Below are 19,718 nucleotides of genomic sequence, written 5' to 3' on the forward strand. Positions count from 1 at the left end.
GATTCGGGGGTCGGGCTTCGGGGCAATGCAAAAATCCACCACAACCTGCAGGAATGTTGAGATCTGTGGTGGATTTTCCCGCTTTAGAGGCCTTGGGATGCAAAAATCAGACCGATTCTGCTGCGAGGCTGCTCGTTGTGGTGAGTAGTTGATCAGGGAACTCACAGACTCCTGGGGTGGGGTGAAAGGGGCTGAAAAATAGCCTTGCATGCAAAATATTTGATGCTTTGTGTGCCGTTTTAAGAGCTTGAAGGCGAGGAACTGACACTAGAGCTCATTTGGAGAATTGGGCGCCTTAAACGGGAGGGAACCGAATCGGCGGAATCACAGTCTAACTTAAGCATGAAGCCAATTAGATTTGAAGATGTCCAGCATGAAATGAATAGAAGACAGTTCTCTGCAAAGTACACAAGAGTAGTGGGAACGTTTTGGATTAAGAAGGAATATGCGGAAAATCCGGTTGTGGTGGCAGATGCGCTATTGCGGAGATTTCCCAACGGTGTAATCAGGGGATTCACTGCACTGATTGTGAGAGGATACTCCCTGTTGGATGAACCTCGAACGGCGGAAATTAGCGTCCCGAGGGGAGCGAGCCATGTGACTGTCCTTTTGGGAAAAGTCGTGCGCCACAAAATGCCAGAGGTGCATGTGGTGAAGGGGAGGCGCTGCGTGAGTGTTGCCCAGGCGCTGTTGGATGAGTTTCCCGCGATGGTTCTGGAACAGCAGGTGGCATTGGTAGACCATTTGGTGAGGCAGAATGAGGATCTGTACAAGCAGCTGCAGCAGGTGAAAGCGCTAAAGGAAGTGATGCGGCTGGTGAATCCGATGGCGGAGTCGAGGCCGGAATCGATGCTCAGGGTGAGGCTTCGTCGTGAGGGGATTTGGGGGTTTGAGCCGCAGATTCCGGTGGAGTGTGATGGGGTGACGAGGTTTGTGGATTTGGGAAACCCGAAGCTTCGGATAGCGCTCGAGTATCAGGGGGCTGTGCATTTTGAGGATGCGGAGAAGAGGTCGCAGGATAGTCGGCGGGTGAATGAGTTGAGGGCTGCGGGGTGGGTGGTGATAGAAGTAACCTGGCCTGATCTTGCGGATCAGGCCAGGTGGGGGAGGTTGCTTACTGAGTTAAGGAAGCAGATCGGGCGGGCAGAGGAGGAAAGGAAAATGAGGAGGACACCGATTCCAATGCCACCGGATCCGTTTAGGCCTTACTGAAGCGGGCGATGGCGTCGGAAACTTCTTTGAGTTTTGCGTCGAGTTCGTCGCCGCCGAGGTCAGCTGCTTCTTTGACACAGTGAGCGAGGTGATCGTCGAGGAGGCCGAACGCCACGTTTTTGAGTGCGGAGTTCACTGCGGAGATCTGCGTGAGGATGTCGATGCAGTATTGTTCCTCGTCGATCATGCGGTGAATGCCTCGGGTTTGGCCTTCGATTCTTTTGAGGCGTGCGAGGTAACGCTGCTTTTCTTCGATGTAACCGTGGGTGTGGCATTCGCTGTTGGACATTAGTTGCTCCTTGCTTTGAATCCTCGCAGACGCAAGGAATTGGAGACGACGAAAACTGAACTGAAGGCCATCGCAATGCCGGCAAGCATTGGGTTGAGGAGTCCGATCGCCGCTACTGGGATTAGTGCAACATTGTAGGCGAAAGCCCAGAAAAGGTTTCCCTTGATGGTGCCGAGGGTTTTACGGGACAGTCGGATGGCGTCGACTGCGGATCGGAGGTCGTTGTTCATGAGGGTGATGTCGGAGGCTTCGATGGCTACGTCGGTGCCGGCTCCCATGGCGAGTCCGAGGTCAGCTTGGGCAAGAGCTGCGGCATCGTTGACGCCGTCGCCGACCATCGCAACGTTTTTGCCTTGTGCTTGGAGGGCTTCTACGTTTTGGACTTTTTCGTGGGGGAGGACGTTGGCGATGACTTGGTCGATGCCGACTTCAGCGGCTACGGATTTAGCTGCGCCTTCATTGTCTCCGGTGAGTAGGATTGGGGTGAGTCCCAGTTCCTTGAGTCCGCGGATTGCTTCGGCGGAGGTGTCTTTGACGGTGTCGCGGACCGTGATTATTCCGGAATCTACGCCGTCAATCGTGACGACTACGGGGGTTCCGCCGATTTTTTGGGCGTGTTGGAAGGGGTGGAGGAGGGCGTCGATAAGCGTGCTTGAAGGCCTGCCCACGCGGACCTCGTGTCCGCGGACTACACCGGTGACTCCCTGACCTGCGGTGTTTTGGAAGTCGGTGACTTGCTCGTGTTCGGCGGCCTTGGCGATTGCCTGGGCGATGGGGTGTTCGGAGGCGGACTCGACGGCTGCAGCGAATTCGAGGATTTCGGTTTCGCTGTAGTTGATGGCGGTGACGTCGGTGACGGACATGGTGCCGGTGGTGACGGTGCCGGTTTTGTCGAGGACGATGGTGTCGACTTTTTTGGTGGATTCGAGGATTTCAGGGCCCTTGATCAACAGACCGAGTTGCGCGCCGCGGCCGGTTCCGACCAGAAGTGCGGTTGGGGTTGCCAGGCCGAGGGCACAAGGGCAGGCGATAATGAGGACGGCGACTGCTGCGGTGAATGCTGGGGCGAGGCCGGCGTCGGTGAAGACGAGGTGCGCGATCAGCGTCGCAATAGCAATTACGATGACAACGGGAACGAAAACCTGCGAGATTTGGTCAACAAGACGCTGGACAGGGGCCTTTTTGGACTGTGCGTCCGTGACCAGTTTAGCCATTTGCGACAGGGTGGTGTCGGCGCCGATGCGGGTTACTTTCACCATGAGGCGGCCGGAAGTGTTCAGCGTTGCGCCGGTAACTTTGGAGCCCTTGGTGACTTCAACGGGGATGGATTCGCCGGTGAGCATGGATTCGTCGACTGCGGAGGAACCTTCGACGACTTCACCGTCGGTGGCGATTTTCTCGCCGGGGCGGGTGATGAAAACGTCGCCGAGTTTAAGCTGATTCACAGGAACGCGGACTTCGGCGCCGTCACGTAAGACGACTGCATCTTTGGCGCCCATGTCCAGCAGCTTGCGCAGAGCTTCCGAAGATTGGCCCTTAGCTTTTGTCTCAAACCAGCGTCCAAGCAGCAGGAACGTAATAACGACCGCGACGGTTTCGAGGTAAATCTCATCCATCGTGGAGGCCGACGGCAGCAGGTGCATCTCCATCTTCATGCCAGGGTGACCAGCATTTCCAATGAACAAAGCCCACAGGGACCACAGGTAAGCAGCGGACGTGCCGAGTGAAACCAGGGTGTCCATGGTGAAGGAACCGTGCTTCAGGTTTGCCCACGTTGCCTTGTGGAACGGTGAACCGCCCCAGAAGAAAATCGGGGTGACCAAAGTGAGTACGGCCCACTGCCAGTTGTTGAATTGCAGCGCCGGGATCATGCTGACCAAAACCACAGGAACTGACAACAGTGCAGAGACGATCACGCGGTGTTTCAGGTCGGCTGCTTCGTGGTCGCGAGCTGCGTCGATGCGGGACTGGCCGCTGTCAGCTGGAGCGTTGTCCTCTTCTGATTCGGCAGCTGCGGAAGCCATCGTGAAAGCACCGTAGCCGGTGTCCTCAACAGTCTTAATCAGCTGTTCAGGGCTGACCTTTGAGGGGTCGTAGCTGACCTGTGCGGATTCCGTCGCGTAGTTGACGGTTGCTTCAACGCCGTCGAGCTTGTTCAGTTTGCGCTCGACGCGGGCGGAGCAAGAAGTGCAGGTCATGCCGGTAACGCCGAGGTCGACGTCAATGAAATTCAGTGCCGCCGGGATTTTGGCGGGTGTCTGAGCCATGGGATCGCTCCTTCTGCGAGTATGTTTACATGACTCACTGTATACCCCCTAGGGGTATGGGTCAACCCTTCGCGGGAACATGCCTGGCGTAAACCACGTGAGGGTCATTGCAATTACTGCCGCGATAATCGAGCCCCATGTGGCGTCGACGAACCTGTATATCGCGAAACTAATCGCCGCGATCAGGAACCAAATTAGCGGCACAAAAATGGATGTTCGATTATTGCGTGTGATTTCCTCATCAATCCAGCCTTCCTGTGGAAACCTGGCGCGCGCTTCTCGACGAATCCTCCTCGCCGTTTTCGACGCCGGCACGAAGGTGGCAAACAAGACCAAAACGAGACCCACTCCTGTAATAAGTAGGTCCCCACTTGCCGCGCCGAAAGCGATGGTACCTGCAGCAACACATGCCGCAAGACGTTCACCGAAAGTGATGGGAATGGGCGTTAATGGATCTACGTCCGGATAGAGATTGGGGAAAGCTGCATTTTGAAAAGTCATGATGGCGTCTCGGGCTCTGTGAAAGGTCGGGGGGAATCAACCTTTTGGCGGGTTCTGAAATTGAAACAATTTAAGTTAGCATAGCCTTAACTTCATTTGTGCGTTGATTACTTTGATGCAAACAAAATGATGGCCTGCCCCTGAAACTTTTACGGCTTTCAGAGCGCAGGGCATCATTTTCTTGTGTCGCCAACACTTGAGAAAAATTGCGGAAAAGGACACTGCTGTTCATGAAACTTGCACCTCGTATGCGGATGAGGAGCCCCAAAACTTTCGCGGCCCTCGCCTCACTTGCTTTAGTCATAGGTCTCGGCCAGGTACCGATCGCCCAAGCTCAAACCGAGTATCGAACCGCCTCCGACGGTTCCCTGAACTGGGGATTTAGGCAATCGTTCCGCAATTACATCCAAACCGGCGTGGCCAAAGGTTCCATCACGCTTGGCGACGGCGCATCCGACAACGGTGGCAACTTCGCATTCACCCCACGCACCAACGGCACCACCGTGACCAGCGATTCCCAAGGCACCGTGGAATTCAACGGCTCCGTGCACTTCCTCGGACACCAGGCAGAGGACAAATGGATCCTGGACACCACCATGTCTGACATCAAAATGGTGTTCAACGGATCCTCCGCGCAGCTAGTTGTGGATTTGGTTGCCCGCGAATTCAAGGGCACCACCTACGATGACATCGGCGAATACATCATCTCCGACGACATCGTGCTTGCCGACGTCTCCCTCAACTCCGCCGCCGACTTCTCCCAAGATTCCATCGACCTGTCCGGCACCACCGACCTCACCGCAGCTGGCGCCCAAGCTTTCGGAGGATTCTACGAAACCGGCGAAGCCCTCGACCCGACCGGCGGCAGCCTGACCATTTCCTCCACCACCACCGCGCCATCGACCAGCACGACCTCCACCTCTGCCTCAACTTCCGGTGGAACCGCCGACTGTTCCTCCGGCGCATTGGGTGTTGTCACCACCGGAACCAACGACGGCATGCTGGGCACCATCCAGGAAGTAAACAACACCTTCGCGATTTGGAACAACCTCATCGTCAACACCGAGCGCATGTTCTGCAACATTGATACCCTCAAGGCGCGCTTCGACACGGATGATTCCAGCGATTCAGCGACCTCTGCGACTTCTGGGACTACTGCGTCCACCGGCACCACCGCTGCAACTACCGCGGGAACCACGGGTACCACTGGAACTGCCAGCACCGCTTCCGGAACTTCCGGAACTTCCGGAACCTCCGGCACCGCAGCAACTGTCGCTGGCACCACCCCAACTGACAATGGCGTTTGCACCGCTTCCGGATCTTTGGGCGTGACCCAAGCATCTGCGCAGTGGGGTGTGAAGGCGTCCTTCCAGAACTACATTCGCGGATCGATCGCCAACGGTAGCTGGACTCTCAACGGCGTTGGTTTTGATAATCAGCAGTTCCAATTCTCTGGAAATTCCGGAGCAGTCGACGCGGAAAACAAGACCGGCAGCATCAATTTCCCTGGTTCCATCCACTTCACGGGTCACGGCGGAATCTTGGACATGCAGATCGCAAACATTGAGATCAGCTTCAACGGCAACTCCGGCGAGCTGATTGCGGATGTCGTTTCCTCTGACATGGATGGAAATTCCACCAACTACGGTCGCACTGTCGTGGGCACCCTGAACTTCTCTGCGTTGAATGTTTCTGCAACGGAAGCTTCCGGTTCCGCTTCGGTGTCCCTGTCACAGTCGGGTTCGCAGGCGTTCGCTGATTTCTACACCCCAGGCACCCAGTTGGATCCGATCAGTTTCAGCGCAACTTTGGGCGGCGACGCCAGCTGCGCCACCGGATCCACCTCGACCACAGGCGCTGCTGCCACCGCGAACACTGACAACACCGAAGGTGTTGCCGGCGAGGAATCCACCACCCCCGCTAACCAAAACAGCCAGTTCCAAATCCGCCAGGCCGCTGCAGATTCCACCGGACTGGATACCACCACCACAATGTTGCTCATCCTCGCGGCGTTCGTTGTCGCAGGTGGCTCCATGACTCGCTTCACCGTCGGCAACCCGACTGGAAAATAAGGCTTCACATGAATAACGCTTTTCGACGCACCCTTACATCCGTAGTCCTCGCCGCTAGCTTGGCCTTAACGGCCTGCGCAAGCTGGGATTCACCTACGGCATCTTCCAATGGTGATCTGATTGAGGAGATCCAGGCAAGCTCCACCTCAACAGATCCGCGCACCTTCACAGGCTTGAGCATCGTGGAAGATATCGGCGATGTGGTTCCCGTAACCGACAACGCCTCACCAGCTCTGCCAGTTTCTTTGACCGACGCTGATGGCAACGACGTGGTGGTGGAGGACGTGTCCCGCATCCTCCCACTGGATCTCTACGGAACCTATTCCAAAACCATCGCTGGCCTGGGACTCGTGGACAATATTGTGGGTCGTACTGTTAGTTCCACCGAGCCTGCATTGGCGGACACTGAGGTGGTCACCACTGGCGGACACACCCTCAATGCTGAAGCGATCCTTAATTTACATCCGACTTTGGTGATCATCGACCACTCGATCGGCCCACGCGAAGTCATCGATCAGATCCGCGCAGCTGGTGTCGCCACGGTGATCATGTCGCCGCAGCGTTCCATTGCCTCAATTGGCGACGACATCCGCGACATCGCCTCCGTCGTTGGACTTCCTGAAGAAGGGGAGAAGCTCGCGGAACGTTCCGTTGCTGAAGTCGAAGAGGCCAGCACGGTTGTCGATGAACTCACCCCAGAAGATCCCCTCAAAATGGTATTCCTCTATGCCCGCGGAACTGGTGGAGTGTTCTTCATTTTGGGCGATGCCTATGGTGGACGCGATCTCATTGAAGGCCTGGGCGGCGTCGACATGGCTGCTGAAAAGGGCATCATGGATCTGGCACCAGCCAACGCGGAAGCACTTGCCGAACTAAATCCAGACGTCTTCGTGATGATGTCGGAAGGACTAGTCTCGACAGGAGGTATCGACGGTCTTATGGAACGCCCCGGCATTGCTCAGACAACCGCCGGACAAAACCAACGAGTACTGGCGCTTCCCGATGGTCAATCATTGGCCTTTGGTGCCCAAACTGGCGAGTTGTTGCTCCGCGCATCCCGCGAACTGTATGTGCAGGGCGGCGAGTAGATGGTTGTGAAGGAGGTTGACGTCGAAAAGCAAAAAGCTGGCCGGGTGCCTGGTGCTATAGCTAAGCGTCGGACCGTGCGGATTGTGCTGTTTGTCGCGCTGGGCGCGATCGTGATTGCGGCGTCGCTGTGGTCGATTCTGGTCGGCCAATACACCATCCCGATTCGCGATCTACCTGCGATTTTAGCCTCCGGTCCGACCGGTGCGCAGACGATGGCGGAACAAGTCGTGTGGCAAATCCGCATGCCGCGCATCGTGCTGGGACTGCTCGTGGGTGCCGCTTTGGGCGTGGCCGGCGCGCTGTTGCAGGCGGTGTTTTCCAACCCGCTGGCGGAACCGTCGATCATCGGCGTGACCTCCGGCGCGGGCGTGGGTGCTGCTGCGGTGATCGTGTTTAACCTGACATTTTTGGGCACATCCACCGTCGCAGTCGGCGCGTTTATTACCGCGGTGATCACCACGATTTTGGTATATCAGCTGGCCAGAAGCCGTGGACGTGTGCAAGTGATCAACCTGATCCTCACAGGCATCGCCATTAATGCAGTATCCGGCGCGCTGACCTCGTTCTTCATCTACATCGCGCCGACGAGCTCCCGCGAAGAAATTATTTTCTGGCAGATGGGTTCCCTCAACGGCTCGCAATGGGCGCACGTCAACGTGGTGTTTGTGATCGTGACAATCGGCCTCGTCGCCGCATTTGGCCTGGGCAAACAGCTCGATGTGCTGGCGCTCGGCGAAAGCGCCGCCGGACACGTCGGCCTCAACGTGAAGAAACTGCGCATCATCGCGATCGCCGTATCCACCCTCCTCACTGCCGGTGCCGTCGCATACGCGGGACTAATCAGCTTCGTTGGCCTGATCATCCCGCACCTGCTTCGCACAGTCACCGGACCTGCCAACAAAATCCTCGTACCAGCCTCCGCACTGGGCGGCGCAGCACTGATCAGCGTCTCTGACATCCTCGCCAGAACGCTCATCCCATACGCTGACCTGCCGATCGGCATTTTCACAGCGCTGGTCGGCGGCCCAACATTCTTCATAATGTTGCGCCGAATGATGAAAAAGGGCGTGCACTAAATGGCCATTGTTTCCCTCGACAACGTCACCGTATCCATTGAAGGAAAAAAGCTTCTCGACGCCGTCTCCCTCAAGGCCTACCCCGGGGAAGTGTTGGGACTCATCGGCCCAAACGGTGCCGGAAAATCCACTCTGCTGAGTGTCCTTTCAGGCGATCGGCTTCCCGATTCAGGCGAAGTCAACGTCGGTGGCTTAGATCCCGCAACAGCAGCGGCATCCGATATGGCCAGGGTGCGAGCAGTCATGCTTCAAGATGTCAGCGTGGCATTTTCCTTCCTCGTGTGGGACGTCGTAGAAATGGGCAGGCGGCCGTGGCAGAAGGCGTCAACCCCCGAAGAGGATCATGAAATCATCGAAGCAGCGCTTGCCGCCACCTCGGTATCGCACCTTGCCGAACGTGAAATCACCACACTGTCAGGCGGCGAGCGGGCACGCGTTGCCTTGTCCCGTGTCCTTGCTCAGCAAACCCCCATTGTGCTGTTGGACGAACCAACAGCCGCGATGGATATCAGCCACCAAGAACAAACTCTGGGCACAGCGCGAGCACTGGCAGCCGCCGGGGCAGCAGTGATTGTGGTCCTTCATGATCTCAATGCGGCCGCTGCATATTGCGACAGCATTGTGTGTCTCAGTGATGGTCGAGTGATTGCCTCCGGTTCTGTTGATCAGGTGTATTCCACGGAAACGCTGTCCCGTGTTTACGGTTGGCCTATCAGGGTCGATCATAGTGGAAAATATGTTCGAGTGGAGCCGGACCGTTCTGAGGCGAATTTACCCTCCGTACTACAGGTGAAAAATACGGTTTCACCAGCTTAGATACATGACTAACTAAGGTTACCCTACCCTCTTTGGGGTAGGGCTCTTCCATTTTTGCCAGGTTAGGTTAAGCTAATCTAGTTTTTATTGCGTTATCGAACAGGAGAACAAAAATGAACAAGCTTGCCACCCGTGCGCTCGTTGCTCTCACGGGATCCGCCATCGCCATGACCGGCCTCACCGTAGTCTCGGCTAATGCAGCCGAGAAAACCGGCAAATGCCGCGTTGTCACCACCACAGGAACCGCCGACTGGTCAGTGCGTGAATCATTCAACAACTACCTTGAAGGTCCAATTGCAAACGGTGCAGCATACAAATACCACGGTGGCATCGAGGTCCGTGACGGTGTAGAAACCACCGGCACGAAGTCAGCTCGCGAGTTCACCTGGCCAGTACTTGGCAGCGAAGAAGGAGCCGTCAAACTTGGCGGTGGCGTTCACTGGACCGGACACAATCACTACTCCGGCGACGACGAGTCCCAGGCGCCAGACAACTTCATCCTTGATCTCGACTTCTCCAACCCAACCGTCAAATTCGATGGCAACGAGGGCACCCTGCTTGTCGACTTCAAGTCCCGTGAGTTCGTTGATACCAAGACCGTCGCTGACTTCCTCACCGGAACTCAGGCAGAGTTGGCTACCATCACTTTCGATGAGCCAATCGACCTGACCCAGGAGAACGTCACCGTCACCGGCCAGACCAAGCTGACTGCAACTGGTGTCGATGTCATGGGCACCTTCTACCCAGAAGGTGAAGCACTTGCGCCAATCACTTTGAACCTCACCAACGAAGTTGTATGCGACGAGCCTGAAACCCCCGTTGAGCCTGAGGTTCCTGTAGAGCCTGAGACTCCAGTAGATCCGGAAACCTCGGTCGACCCAGAGACTCCAGTAGATCCGGAAACCTCGGTCGACCCAGAAAAGCCTGGCGATGACAACAAGGATGACGGAAGCAACAGCAGCAGCAACGGCGATATCCTCGGAATCTTGGGCATCCTCGCAGCGCTTGGTGGCGTTGGTGCACTTGTGTACAACTTCCTGGTAGCTAGCGGATTCCTTGCAGCGTTTAAGTAAATGAATCGTTTTCCTAGTGCCTTATTAGCAGCCTCTGTCGCGGGGGCTGCGTTGGCCATTCCAGCGACCTCTGCACATGCAGCAGAATCTATTTGTACATTCACCGGCGATGTTGGGTGGAATGTGCGCGATTCTTTCAACAGTTATCTTTTGGGAAACATCGCAAATGGTAGTGCTTATAAATATAAGGGCGGGTTGGACGTTCGTGACGGCGTCCAGACCGACGGTAACGGCAAAACTCCAGCACTGACCTGGCCAGTTGATTCGGTGACGTCTTCGAAGATTTCCACTTCCGGAGGCGCGCACTGGACCGGACACAACCTGTACCCCGGTGATGACCTCGCGGAAGTCCCTAACAATTTCACGTTGGATCTTGATTTTTCCAACATCACTGTGGAGCTGAGTGGTTCTACAGGTCGGTTGTTGGTGGATTACACATCTCGGGAATACATCAACACCCACACGTTGGGTGAGTTTCAAACTGGTGAACAGGCTGAGCTTGCCACGATTACTTTTGCCAAAGCTCCAGACCTCACCTCTAATTCAGTCAACGTGACTGGCGATGTGGCATTGACTGCTGATGGTGTGGAAGTTTTCGGTGGTTTCTACACGGCAGGGGAGGAGTTGGCGCCAATCACGCTGAATCTCACTGCAGATGAGGGATGTGGATCGACCCCCGAGCCGGAGGACCCAGAAACCCCTTCTGCATCGTCTTCTGATGTCAGCAGCAGTTCCTTCGGGGATACGATTACTCAGGTGTTGTCGATTGGTTCGATGGTGGGCATGGCTGGTTTGTTGTTCACGATCGTGAATTACTTCATCCAAAGCTTCGCCCCATAAACCCATAAACCCATAAACCAGAAAAAAATCGCTGTCACCGTAGAGGTGGCAGCGATTTTCTTCGTTTAGGACTAAAAGTCACAGACGCGAAAGCGCTCTTTACTGTGCGGCTTCTAGGGTCTGGATGTTGATGTTGTCTCCGGTCAGGGTGACGTTGATGCCAGCGTCGACAACTTCGAGGCTTTGGATTTGCAGGCCACCGGCTACTTCATTGATTGATGATTGCAGTGCGTCGGTGAGCATTTGGGAGATTTCATCGGGGAGGCCGAATCCGAAGAGTTGGGAATCTACGATCTCAAAGCCGAGTTGGCCGTTCGTTACGATGGGGTGCAGTGAGGCTCGGGCGGCGCCGTCGGTGAATTCAACTTCGATGGTTTGATTAGCTGCATCGGAAGTAATGTCGGTGACTTTGATGAGTTCCTGGATAAGCTGTTCTGCGAATCCTTGGGAGGTGCTGTTCCCGCCGGTTGCTTCGGCCATCTGCTGTTGGATGGTTGCCAGGATGAAATCGTCGGTTGCCAATGTGGTTAAGGTGAGGTGGTCTGCGACTGGGTTGTCGCGGTCACCGATATCAAGCCCTTGGAGTTGGATAGTTGACTCTGGTGTGCCACTGATGGAGGGGACACCGTCTTGGTTAGTGATGGATACGGAGTCGGGGGTGTCGATTGTGACTTCATTGATGCTTCCCCGAGCGATGCCTAACAGGAGTGGGGATGCGCCGAAGCTGATGGAGGGCTCTTCAGTTGCAGAGATTCCTTGTGAGGAAGCCTGAGCTTGGAACTCATCTTTCAGTTGTTTTCCGATCATGAAGCGCAGCCCGAATTCTGCTACCAGCACGAGCAGGAGCAGGATCACCACGATGGTGAGCAGGACTTTAGGTAAAGCAGATTTCTTTGATTTAGCCACGCCCACTAGTGTTCCTTATCCGGCTGAGGTTGGAAAGTTGCAAACCAGGTTAATCACCTAAAAGGTTCCTGTCAGCACGCGTAAAACAATTAAGGCGCCACCGTTTCCCACGGTACAGTCAGCAGGCTATCGCCCACGCGTCGCCTGGACACTGCGATGGGCCAACCTTGGTCGATGAGCATCTCGCGGGCTTTTTCCCAGCGCACGCGCGGTCCGTGGGGTTCCCAGCCGGCGCAGTAGTCCCAGGCTAAATCAGCGGCTGCTAGCAGTGCGTGAATCTTTTCACCAGGAATGTTGCGGTGGATGAGCATTTTGGGCAGTCGTTCGGCCACATCGGAGGGGGTGGAGATTCCCCAAGGATCCCATGCAAGGGTGAGTTCTTGTGGGCCGTCTGAGTTAAGTGTGATCCAGGTGCAGCGTTTGCCGATTTCATCGCAGGTGCCTTCGAAAAACAGTCCGCCTGGGGCAAGTCTGGAGGTGACGGTTTCCCATGCGGCTTCGACTTGGTCCACGTCGTATTGGCGCAGCACGTTGAAGGCGCGCACGAGTTGTGGGGTGTAGCCGGCAAGTTCGAATCCGCCGAGTTCAAAGGACACGCCGTTTTGGGGTTCGAGGACTCGTTCGGGGTTGATTTCTAGGCCGATGACATCCATGTCGGGTTGGAGGCGGTGGAGCCAACGTCCCCATTCGACGGTGGTTGTGTGGCTGGCGCCGTACCCGACATCTAACGCCAGGGAAGTGGCGTCGAGAAGCGAACGTATTTTGGGATGATGAAAGCACCACCGATCGAAGCGCCGTAGGCGGTTCACACCGGTGGTGCCGCGGGTGATCACGCCGATTGGCTTCTGCTTTCCGTTTGCACCCTTGCGGAAAGAGGCGCGCAGATTGTGGGCGTGATCAGCCATTTAGAGGTTCTCGGAGATCCACTTTTCGGTCAGAGCGCCTTCGTTTGCGAAGAGCTCGCCGAGTGCGTCGGCAACCTTAGGCTCGATTGCAGGGCCCATGAATGGGATGTTCACGGACACTTCGTTGCTGTAGTCGAAGGTGGTTGCTGCGTCGTCGCCGTTGATGGCGATGGTGCCCTTGAAATCAACAGGGGTGCCCTTGACGTCAGCGTTGTACTCGACGGTTGTGGCGTTGTTGGTCAGTGCAGGAACCGTGAGGACTCGCTTGACCTTCAGTGCCTGGCTGATCATTGCGCGAACTGCCTCTGGGAGGACCTCGAGTGGGAGGACCTCAAAAAGGGTTGCGGTTGCGCCACCGTCAGCTGCGGTGAACTCGTTGACCTCGCCAGCTTCGGGGGAGAGGTTCTCTGCGATGTATGCCCAGTAGGCTTCGGTGGTCAGTGCTTGGTGCACCTTGCCGACGGGCTGATTGATCGTAATGGTGTTTTCTGTACGCGTTGCCATGAGGATAAGACTACCGTTAGTGGGGTGTTGGATTCATCGCTAGCCCAGGAAATCGCCGCGATCGACGGCGTCGAACTCGATTCGGAAGTCACTTTCGCCGATCTGACGACCCTCCGCATCGGCGGAAAACCCCGCAGCGCCGTACGTTGCCAGACCACGGAGGCGCTGGTCAGCGCCATAAAATTGCTTGACGACGCCTCCCTCCCCCTCCTCATCGTCGGCGGCGGGTCCAATCTCGTCGTGGCCGACGGCGATCTGGATGTTATTGCCGTCATCATCGAAACCGACGACGTCTCCATCAACCTCACCGACGGTCTCCTCACCGCCGATGCAGGCGCTGTTTGGGACGATGTTGTCCACCTTTCGGTGGATGCCGGCCTCGGTGGAATTGAATGCCTCTCCGGAATCCCCGGCTCCGCCGGCGCCACCCCAGTCCAAAACGTGGGCGCCTACGGCACGGAAGTTTCCGATGTACTCACCCGCGTCCAGCTTCTCGACCGCACCACCCACCAAGTCTCCTGGGTCGACGCCTCCGAACTCGACCTCTCTTACCGATACTCCAATCTCAAATTCACCAACCGCGCAGTCGTCTTGGCGATCGAACTCCAGCTCCTCACCGACGGATTGTCCGCGCCGCTACGTTTTGGTGAATTGGGACGTCGATTAGCGATCTCCGAGGCCGAACCCCACCCACGTCGCCCCGTCCGCATGGTCCGCGACGCCGTCCTAGAACTCCGCCGCGCCAAAGGCATGGTCGTGGAACACACCGACCACGACACCTGGTCCGCCGGATCCTTCTTCACCAACCCAATCGTCGACCCAGCCCTTGCCGACGCAGTCTTTGAAAAAGTCGGCGAACCCACCATGCCCCGCTTCCCAGCCGGCGATGGCAAAGAAAAACTCTCCGCAGCCTGGCTCATCGAACGCGCCGGCTTCAAAAAGGGACACCCCGGCGCAGGCGCAAAAGCCTCCCTGAGCACCAAACACACCCTCGCACTCACCAACCGTGGCGACGCCCGCGCCTCCGACCTCGTCGCATTAGCCAAAGAAATCCGCGACGGAGTCCTCGAAACCTTCGGCGTCACCCTCGTCCCAGAACCCGTCTGGATTGGAATCAGCATCGATGACTGAATTTTCCGACGTCCCTGGCACCGCCGCCCCACTGCACAGGGCGTTGGAAAATGCCGGATACTCCACTTTAGAATCCCTCGACGGTGTTCCCTACAAGACGTTGATTGCCCTGCATGGTGTCGGAAAAACTGGCCTCGGCAGGATCCAGGCAGCATTGTTGGAACGTGGCCTTTCCCTGGGGGAAGAAACAAAAGGCGCCACCATCACCCCAGGTCACACCGGTAAAGTGGCCTCAGATATCAAAACTCACATCACTTCCGTGGATCCCGTCGCATACGTCGATGGTCTAGAGGGGCGTCGGGTTGCTCACGGGCACCAATTGCTATCGATCTTCGGTCGCGTCACCGGCGCGGAACCCAAAATGTGGGGACCCTCCATGATCGGATACGGCTCAGTCCACTACGTTTCCCACACCGGAAGGGAAGGCGATTGGTTTCAGTGTGGTTTCAGCCCGGCGAAGTCCAAAATCTGCCTGTATGGCCTGAAGGATTCGCCTCGCGGTGAGGAATTGCTGCAGAAACTTGGAAAATACACCGAAGGCCGCGGATGCGTGTACATCAATAAACCGGAAGACATCGATTTGGATGTTTTAGAGGCCATGATCAGCGAGTCATGGGCCGGCCAAGGCTAGGTTGCAAATCCCCACCACAAGTTGCTCTGATCAGCGATTTTGTGGTGGATTTTTGCGTCTCCGCCACCTGAAACCGCAAGGATTCACCACAGATTCGAGTTTTCCTTTGAAACGTGGTGGATCCTTGCCCTGCAAACTTTCAGGAATCACACCAGTCCCACTGGCCACAAATGGGAAACCCCTCAGAATCGCTTCTGAGGGGTTATCTAGCGCCAGTTGGGGTAAGTGCCCATTTGGGAAACTCGACCTCTTAAATCGGCGTCTACTTGCCGAGCTTCTTCAACGTCCACTCGTGCGGGGCCTGAGTTGCAAATCCCCACCACAAATTGCTCTGATTAGTGGATTTGTGGTGGATTTTTGCGTCTTCGCTATCTGAAACCGCGAGGATCCACCACAGATTCGAGTTTTCCTTTGAAACGTGGTTGATCCTTGCCCTGGAATCTTTCAGGAATCACATCAGTCCCACTGGTTACAAAGTGGAAACCCCTCAGAATCGCTTCTGGGGGGTGAACTAGCGCCAGTTGGGGTAAGTGCCCATTTGGGAAACTCGACCTCTTAAATCGGCGTCTACTTGCCGAGCTTCTTCAACAACTCCGCCTGCACTTCACGACGCCTAATCTTGCCCATCTGATCCCGCGGCATCTCCTCAAAGTGGTAGAAAGTGCGCGGAACCTTGTAGCGGGTGAGGTTCTTGCGGGCGAATTCCTTCAGGCCATCCGGATCCAGCGCTGCACCTTCCACCAAAGTGATGGCAGCAACGACGTTTTCGGAGCCGTCTTCACGCGGGATACCAACGACTGCGGAATCTTCAATGTCTGGGTGCTCTGCGAGGACTTCTTCAACCTCAGCTGGGTACACGTTGAAACCGCCAGTGATGATGACTTCCTTGATGCGAGCAACTAGGCGGATGAACCCGTCTTCTTCCATCACTCCGACGTCGCCGGTGCGGTACCACTCGCCGTGGAAGCTGTTCTTGGTGGCTTCTTCCTGGTTGAGGTAACCCTTGAACACCTGTGGGCCCTTGACTAGGACTTCGCCTTCGCTGCCGTCGGGCATGGTTTCGTCGAGGTTTTCTGGGTTTGCGATGCGCACGATGGTGTCGGGGAAGGGGATTCCTACGTAGCCTTGGCGTCGGTGATCGCTCATGGGGTTACCCACGATGATGGGGGAGGTTTCGGTGAGGCCGTAGCCTTCGACGAGGCGTCCGCCGGTGTGCTTTTCCCAGCGTTCAACGGTGCGCTGGGAGAGTGTGGATGCACCGGAGAAGGCGTTGCGGACTCCCTTGATGGGGATTCCTTCTTTTTCGGAGGCGTCGACGATTTTTTCGTAAAGGGTGGGCACGCCTGGTAGCCAGGTTGGGGTGTGCTTTTTCATTACGTTCATGATCAGGTCGATGCGTGGGGTGGGAAGTAGCACCATTTCGCCACCGATGAACACGGACAGTGTGCCGACCATGGTCAGACCGTATGCGTGGAACATTGGTAGGGCTGCAAGCATGCGTTCTGGTTTGTCTCCGAGACCTGGAACCCAGTGCTTTCCTTGGAGGAGATTGGAGAACAGGTTTCCGTGGGTGAGCTGGGCACCCTTGGGGCGTCCGGTGGTGCCGGAGGTGTAGAGGATCAGCGCGACGGATTCTTTGGTCACGGTGGGTTCTGAAACTACGTCGTCGCCGTCGCCGCCCATTGCTGCGCTGGTCAGGGTTTCAAAAGGAACGGTGTTGGGGGCTGCGCCGGAGAGGGATTCGCGGCTCTTGCGCAGTGCAGGGATTGGGAGCCGAAGTGCTAGGCGCTGGAGTGGTGGCATCGCGTTGATCATGTTGACCGACACGATGGTTTCCAACTGGGTCTGTCCACGTAGCTGTTCGACGGTGGGGGAGGCTTTGTCCCAGACGATGGCAACGCGGGCACCGTGGTCTTTGAAGGGTTCGAGCAGTTCGTGGGCGGTGTAGAGCGGGTTGTGCTCAATGACTACTGCGCCGAGTTTCAGCACTGCGTAGAAAGCTGCGATGTGCTGTGGGCAGTTGGGGAGGATAATCGCTACGTGATCGCCGGGGCGGACACCTAGTGCGCGCAGGCCAGCGGCAGTTTTGCGGACTTCTTTGTCCAGTTCACCGTAGGTTTGTGAACGACCGAAAAAGTAGGTGGCTGGCTTGTCTGCGTTGATGGCCAGGTTGTTGTCGTAAACGTCCAGCAGGGTGGTGTCGCCATATTCCAGCGAGTGTGGCGTCCACTCTGGGTAGTGCTGGAGCCATTCTTTGGTTTCGTATGCTGACATGGTGTCCCTTCAACTGCGTTGCTTTAGTGCCCTTTAGTATATAGAGACGTCCCGCTGCTTTCTTCGGCGATCTAGAATGTGGGCATGCGCGTAGCTATGATTTCCATGCACACCTCTCCATTGCAGCAGCCCGGAACTGGTGATTCAGGCGGCATGAACGTCTACATTCTTTCGACCGCGACTGAGCTAGCGAAACAGGGTATCGAGGTCGATATTTACACTCGTGCCACGAGGCCTTCTCAGGGTGAGATCGTGAGAGTAGCTGAGAATTTGCGGGTCATTAATATCGCTGCGGGGCCGTATGAGGGGCTTTCCAAAGAGGAGCTTCCTACTCAGTTGGCGGCGTTTACCGGCGGAATGTTGTCGTTTACGCGCCGGGAGAAGGTTACTTATGATCTGATCCATTCTCACTATTGGCTGTCTGGTCAGGTGGGGTGGTTGCTGCGCGATTTGTGGCGGATTCCCCTTATTCATACGGCACACACTTTGGCGGCGGTGAAGAATTCTTATCGGGATGATTCGGACACTCCGGAGTCGGAGGCGCGTCGCATTTGTGAGCAGCAGCTGGTGGATAACGCTGACGTGTTGGCGGTGAACACTCAGGAGGAGATGCAGGATTTGATGCATCACTACGATGCGGATCCGGATCGGATTTCTGTGGTGTCACCGGGTGCGGACGTGGAACTTTATAGCCCTGGAAATGATCGCGCGACGGAACGTTCCCGTCGTGAGCTGGGCATTCCGCTGCACACAAAGGTAGTGGCTTTTGTGGGTCGGTTGCAGCCGTTTAAGGGCCCGCAGGTGCTGATCAAGGCGGTTGCGGCGTTGTTTGATCGCGATCCGGACCGAAATCTGCGCGTCATTATTTGTGGCGGCCCTTCTGGTCCGAATGCGACACCGGATACCTATAGGCATATGGCAGAGGAACTGGGCGTCGAAAAGCGAATTCGCTTTTTGGACCCGCGCCCGCCGAGCGAGCTAGTGGCCGTGTATCGGGCGGCGGACATCGTGGCCGTGCCAAGTTTTAATGAGTCCTTCGGACTCGTCGCCATGGAGGCGCAAGCCAGCGGCACACCGGTCATTGCGGCCCGGGTTGGCGGCCTGCCCATCGCAGTCGCGGAAGGGGAGACGGGATTGCTTGTCGACGGCCACTCCCCGCATGCCTGGGCCGACGCCTTAGCCACACTCTTGGACGATGACGAAACGCGCATCAGAATGGGTGAAGACGCCGTCGAACACGCCAGAACATTCTCCTGGGCGGCCACCGCCGCACAGCTATCGTCGCTGTACAACGACGCTATTGCCAACGAAAATGTCGACGGTGAAACGCATCACGGCTAAGTAAACGCGCGTCGTGGAACATAAAGTGGCAAACTAGTACCTATGACTAACGGAAAATTGATTCTTCTTCGTCACGGTCAGAGCGAATGGAACGCATCCAACCAGTTCACTGGATGGGTCGACGTCAATCTGACCGAACAGGGTGAGGCTGAGGCCAAGCGCGGAGGCGAACTCCTCGTCGAGGCAGGCGTCCTCCCAGGCGTTGTATACACCTCCTTGCTGCGTCGCGCGATCCGCACTGCAAACATCGCACTGAACGCTGCAGACCGCCACTGGATCCCAGTGATCCGCGACTGGCGCCTCAACGAGCGTCACTACGGCGCACTGCAGGGCCTTGACAAGGCTGCAACCAAGGAAAAATACGGCGACGACCAGTTCATGGAATGGCGCCGCTCCTACGACACCCCACCACCAGAGCTCGCGGATGACGCAGAGTACTCCCAGGCAAATGACCCTCGTTACGCGGACCTCGACGTAGTTCCACGCACCGAATGCCTCAAGGACGTTGTGGTTCGTTTTGTTCCTTACTTCGAGGAAGAAATCCTGCCACGCGCAAAGAAGGGCGAAACCGTCCTCATCGCAGCACACGGCAACTCCCTGCGTGCGCTGGTTAAGCACCTTGACGGCATCTCCGATGCTGATATCGCAGAGCTCAACATCCCAACCGGCATCCCACTGGTCTACGAAATCGCCGAAGACGGTTCCGTAGTAAACCCAGGCGGCACCTACCTCGATCCTGAGGCAGCAGCAGCCGGCGCAGCAGCAGTAGCAAACCAGGGTAATAAGTAGCT

Annotated in this window: 18 protein-coding genes; 11 read left to right on the forward strand and 7 right to left on the reverse strand. The window is 56.5% G+C overall.

Annotated elements, in window-relative coordinates; translation table 11 throughout:
• Positions 1 to 342: 342 nt before the first annotated feature.
• Positions 343 to 1,212 (forward strand): hypothetical protein, encoded by an 870-nt coding sequence (locus tag CGL_RS01970; RefSeq protein ID WP_011013618.1) that lies wholly within the window; start codon positions 343 to 345, stop codon positions 1,210 to 1,212.
• Here the strand turns inward: CGL_RS01970 and CGL_RS01975 are convergent.
• From CGL_RS01975 to CGL_RS01985, 3 genes are read right to left on the reverse strand one after another with little or no spacing between them, the layout of a single operon-like run.
• A complete protein-coding gene (locus tag CGL_RS01975; RefSeq protein WP_003855480.1) occupies positions 1,199 to 1,501 on the reverse strand; it encodes a metal-sensitive transcriptional regulator in 303 nt (100 codons plus the stop codon). The genes CGL_RS01970 and CGL_RS01975 overlap by 14 nt on opposite strands.
• Positions 1,501 to 3,768 (reverse strand): heavy metal translocating P-type ATPase, encoded by a 2,268-nt coding sequence (locus CGL_RS01980; RefSeq protein ID WP_011013619.1) that lies wholly within the window; start codon positions 3,766 to 3,768, stop codon positions 1,501 to 1,503. Before CGL_RS01980 ends, CGL_RS01975 begins: the two co-directional genes overlap by 1 nt.
• 48 nt (positions 3,769 to 3,816) lie before the next feature.
• Positions 3,817 to 4,269 carry a hypothetical protein gene (locus tag CGL_RS01985; RefSeq protein ID WP_011013620.1) on the reverse strand — a complete coding sequence of 151 codons (453 nt, stop codon included), beginning with the start codon at positions 4,267 to 4,269 and terminating at the stop codon, positions 3,817 to 3,819.
• Positions 4,270 to 4,499: 230 nt separating this feature from the next.
• On the opposite strand from CGL_RS01985, the gene CGL_RS01990 reads away from it, so the two are divergent.
• From CGL_RS01990 to CGL_RS02015, 6 genes are all read left to right on the forward strand, one after another.
• On the forward strand, positions 4,500 to 6,341 hold the full coding sequence (locus tag CGL_RS01990) for an HtaA domain-containing protein (protein ID WP_011013621.1): 1,842 nt from the start codon (positions 4,500 to 4,502) through the stop codon (positions 6,339 to 6,341).
• An 8-nt stretch (positions 6,342 to 6,349) separates the two neighbouring features.
• Entirely contained in the window at positions 6,350 to 7,429 is a 1,080-nt protein-coding gene (locus CGL_RS01995) for a heme/hemin ABC transporter substrate-binding protein (RefSeq protein WP_003859750.1), read from the forward strand.
• On the forward strand, positions 7,430 to 8,506 hold the full coding sequence (locus tag CGL_RS02000; protein WP_003859752.1) for a FecCD family ABC transporter permease: 1,077 nt from the start codon (positions 7,430 to 7,432) through the stop codon (positions 8,504 to 8,506).
• Positions 8,507 to 9,322 (forward strand): heme ABC transporter ATP-binding protein, encoded by an 816-nt coding sequence (locus CGL_RS02005; RefSeq protein ID WP_011013622.1) that lies wholly within the window; start codon positions 8,507 to 8,509, stop codon positions 9,320 to 9,322.
• Between the two features lie 113 nt (positions 9,323 to 9,435).
• A complete protein-coding gene (locus tag CGL_RS15805; RefSeq protein ID WP_011013623.1) occupies positions 9,436 to 10,395 on the forward strand; it encodes an HtaA domain-containing protein in 960 nt (319 codons plus the stop codon).
• Positions 10,396 to 11,235: an HtaA domain-containing protein gene (locus CGL_RS02015; protein WP_011013624.1), complete on the forward strand. Its 840-nt coding sequence runs from the start codon at positions 10,396 to 10,398 to the stop codon at positions 11,233 to 11,235.
• 99 nt (positions 11,236 to 11,334) lie between these two features.
• Here CGL_RS02015 and CGL_RS02020 read toward each other — a convergent pair whose 3' ends face one another.
• The 3 genes from CGL_RS02020 to CGL_RS02030 all read right to left on the reverse strand — a co-directional run bounded on the left by CGL_RS02020 (position 11,335) and on the right by CGL_RS02030 (position 13,550).
• Positions 11,335 to 12,147: an LmeA family phospholipid-binding protein gene (locus tag CGL_RS02020; protein ID WP_011013625.1), complete on the reverse strand. Its 813-nt coding sequence runs from the start codon at positions 12,145 to 12,147 to the stop codon at positions 11,335 to 11,337.
• Positions 12,148 to 12,230: 83 nt separating this feature from the next.
• Positions 12,231 to 13,046, reverse strand: coding sequence for a class I SAM-dependent methyltransferase (locus CGL_RS02025; RefSeq protein ID WP_011013626.1), 816 nt, complete (start codon positions 13,044 to 13,046; stop codon positions 12,231 to 12,233).
• A complete protein-coding gene (locus CGL_RS02030; RefSeq protein ID WP_003855491.1) occupies positions 13,047 to 13,550 on the reverse strand; it encodes a DUF2505 domain-containing protein in 504 nt (167 codons plus the stop codon).
• A 24-nt stretch (positions 13,551 to 13,574) separates the two neighbouring features.
• On the opposite strand from CGL_RS02030, the gene CGL_RS02035 reads away from it, so the two are divergent.
• Together CGL_RS02035 and CGL_RS02040 are read left to right on the forward strand one after the other, a co-directional pair.
• A complete protein-coding gene (locus tag CGL_RS02035; RefSeq protein WP_003855492.1) occupies positions 13,575 to 14,681 on the forward strand; it encodes a UDP-N-acetylmuramate dehydrogenase in 1,107 nt (368 codons plus the stop codon).
• Entirely contained in the window at positions 14,674 to 15,312 is a 639-nt protein-coding gene (locus CGL_RS02040; RefSeq protein WP_011013627.1) for a DUF1801 domain-containing protein, read from the forward strand. Before CGL_RS02035 ends, CGL_RS02040 begins: the two co-directional genes overlap by 8 nt.
• A gap of 567 nt (positions 15,313 to 15,879) precedes the next feature.
• Here the strand turns inward: CGL_RS02040 and CGL_RS02045 are convergent.
• A complete protein-coding gene (locus CGL_RS02045; RefSeq protein ID WP_003855494.1) occupies positions 15,880 to 17,586 on the reverse strand; it encodes a long-chain-fatty-acid--CoA ligase in 1,707 nt (568 codons plus the stop codon).
• An 84-nt stretch (positions 17,587 to 17,670) separates the two neighbouring features.
• Here CGL_RS02045 and mshA point away from each other — a divergent pair, with 84 nt between their 5' ends.
• Both mshA and CGL_RS02055 read left to right on the forward strand, forming a co-directional pair.
• Positions 17,671 to 18,927: a D-inositol-3-phosphate glycosyltransferase gene (gene mshA / locus CGL_RS02050; RefSeq protein WP_011013628.1), complete on the forward strand. Its 1,257-nt coding sequence runs from the start codon at positions 17,671 to 17,673 to the stop codon at positions 18,925 to 18,927.
• A 42-nt stretch (positions 18,928 to 18,969) separates the two neighbouring features.
• Positions 18,970 to 19,716: a phosphoglyceromutase gene (locus CGL_RS02055; protein ID WP_003855496.1), complete on the forward strand. Its 747-nt coding sequence runs from the start codon at positions 18,970 to 18,972 to the stop codon at positions 19,714 to 19,716.
• Positions 19,717 to 19,718 lie beyond the last annotated feature (2 nt).

Source organism: Corynebacterium glutamicum ATCC 13032 (genome assembly GCF_000011325.1).
Taxonomy (GTDB): Bacteria; Actinomycetota; Actinomycetes; order Mycobacteriales; family Mycobacteriaceae; genus Corynebacterium; species Corynebacterium glutamicum.

Coding starts and splice junctions, on each gene's coding strand:
- CGL_RS02045 (WP_003855494.1), bottom strand. CDS start 17,586: ATGTCAGCATACGAAACCAAAGAATGGCTCCAGCACTACCCAGAGTGG.
- CGL_RS01995 (WP_003859750.1), top strand. CDS start 6,350: ATGAATAACGCTTTTCGACGCACCCTTACATCCGTAGTCCTCGCCGCT.
- CGL_RS02055 (WP_003855496.1), top strand. CDS start 18,970: ATGACTAACGGAAAATTGATTCTTCTTCGTCACGGTCAGAGCGAATGG.
- CGL_RS02015 (WP_011013624.1), top strand. CDS start 10,396: ATGAATCGTTTTCCTAGTGCCTTATTAGCAGCCTCTGTCGCGGGGGCT.
- CGL_RS01970 (WP_011013618.1), top strand. CDS start 343: ATGAAGCCAATTAGATTTGAAGATGTCCAGCATGAAATGAATAGAAGA.
- CGL_RS02030 (WP_003855491.1), bottom strand. CDS start 13,550: ATGGCAACGCGTACAGAAAACACCATTACGATCAATCAGCCCGTCGGC.
- CGL_RS01985 (WP_011013620.1), bottom strand. CDS start 4,269: ATGACTTTTCAAAATGCAGCTTTCCCCAATCTCTATCCGGACGTAGAT.
- CGL_RS15805 (WP_011013623.1), top strand. CDS start 9,436: ATGAACAAGCTTGCCACCCGTGCGCTCGTTGCTCTCACGGGATCCGCC.
- CGL_RS02025 (WP_011013626.1), bottom strand. CDS start 13,046: ATGGCTGATCACGCCCACAATCTGCGCGCCTCTTTCCGCAAGGGTGCA.
- CGL_RS02040 (WP_011013627.1), top strand. CDS start 14,674: ATGACTGAATTTTCCGACGTCCCTGGCACCGCCGCCCCACTGCACAGG.
- CGL_RS02000 (WP_003859752.1), top strand. CDS start 7,430: ATGGTTGTGAAGGAGGTTGACGTCGAAAAGCAAAAAGCTGGCCGGGTG.
- mshA (WP_011013628.1), top strand. CDS start 17,671: ATGCGCGTAGCTATGATTTCCATGCACACCTCTCCATTGCAGCAGCCC.
- CGL_RS01975 (WP_003855480.1), bottom strand. CDS start 1,501: ATGTCCAACAGCGAATGCCACACCCACGGTTACATCGAAGAAAAGCAG.
- CGL_RS01980 (WP_011013619.1), bottom strand. CDS start 3,768: ATGGCTCAGACACCCGCCAAAATCCCGGCGGCACTGAATTTCATTGAC.
- CGL_RS01990 (WP_011013621.1), top strand. CDS start 4,500: ATGAAACTTGCACCTCGTATGCGGATGAGGAGCCCCAAAACTTTCGCG.
- CGL_RS02005 (WP_011013622.1), top strand. CDS start 8,507: ATGGCCATTGTTTCCCTCGACAACGTCACCGTATCCATTGAAGGAAAA.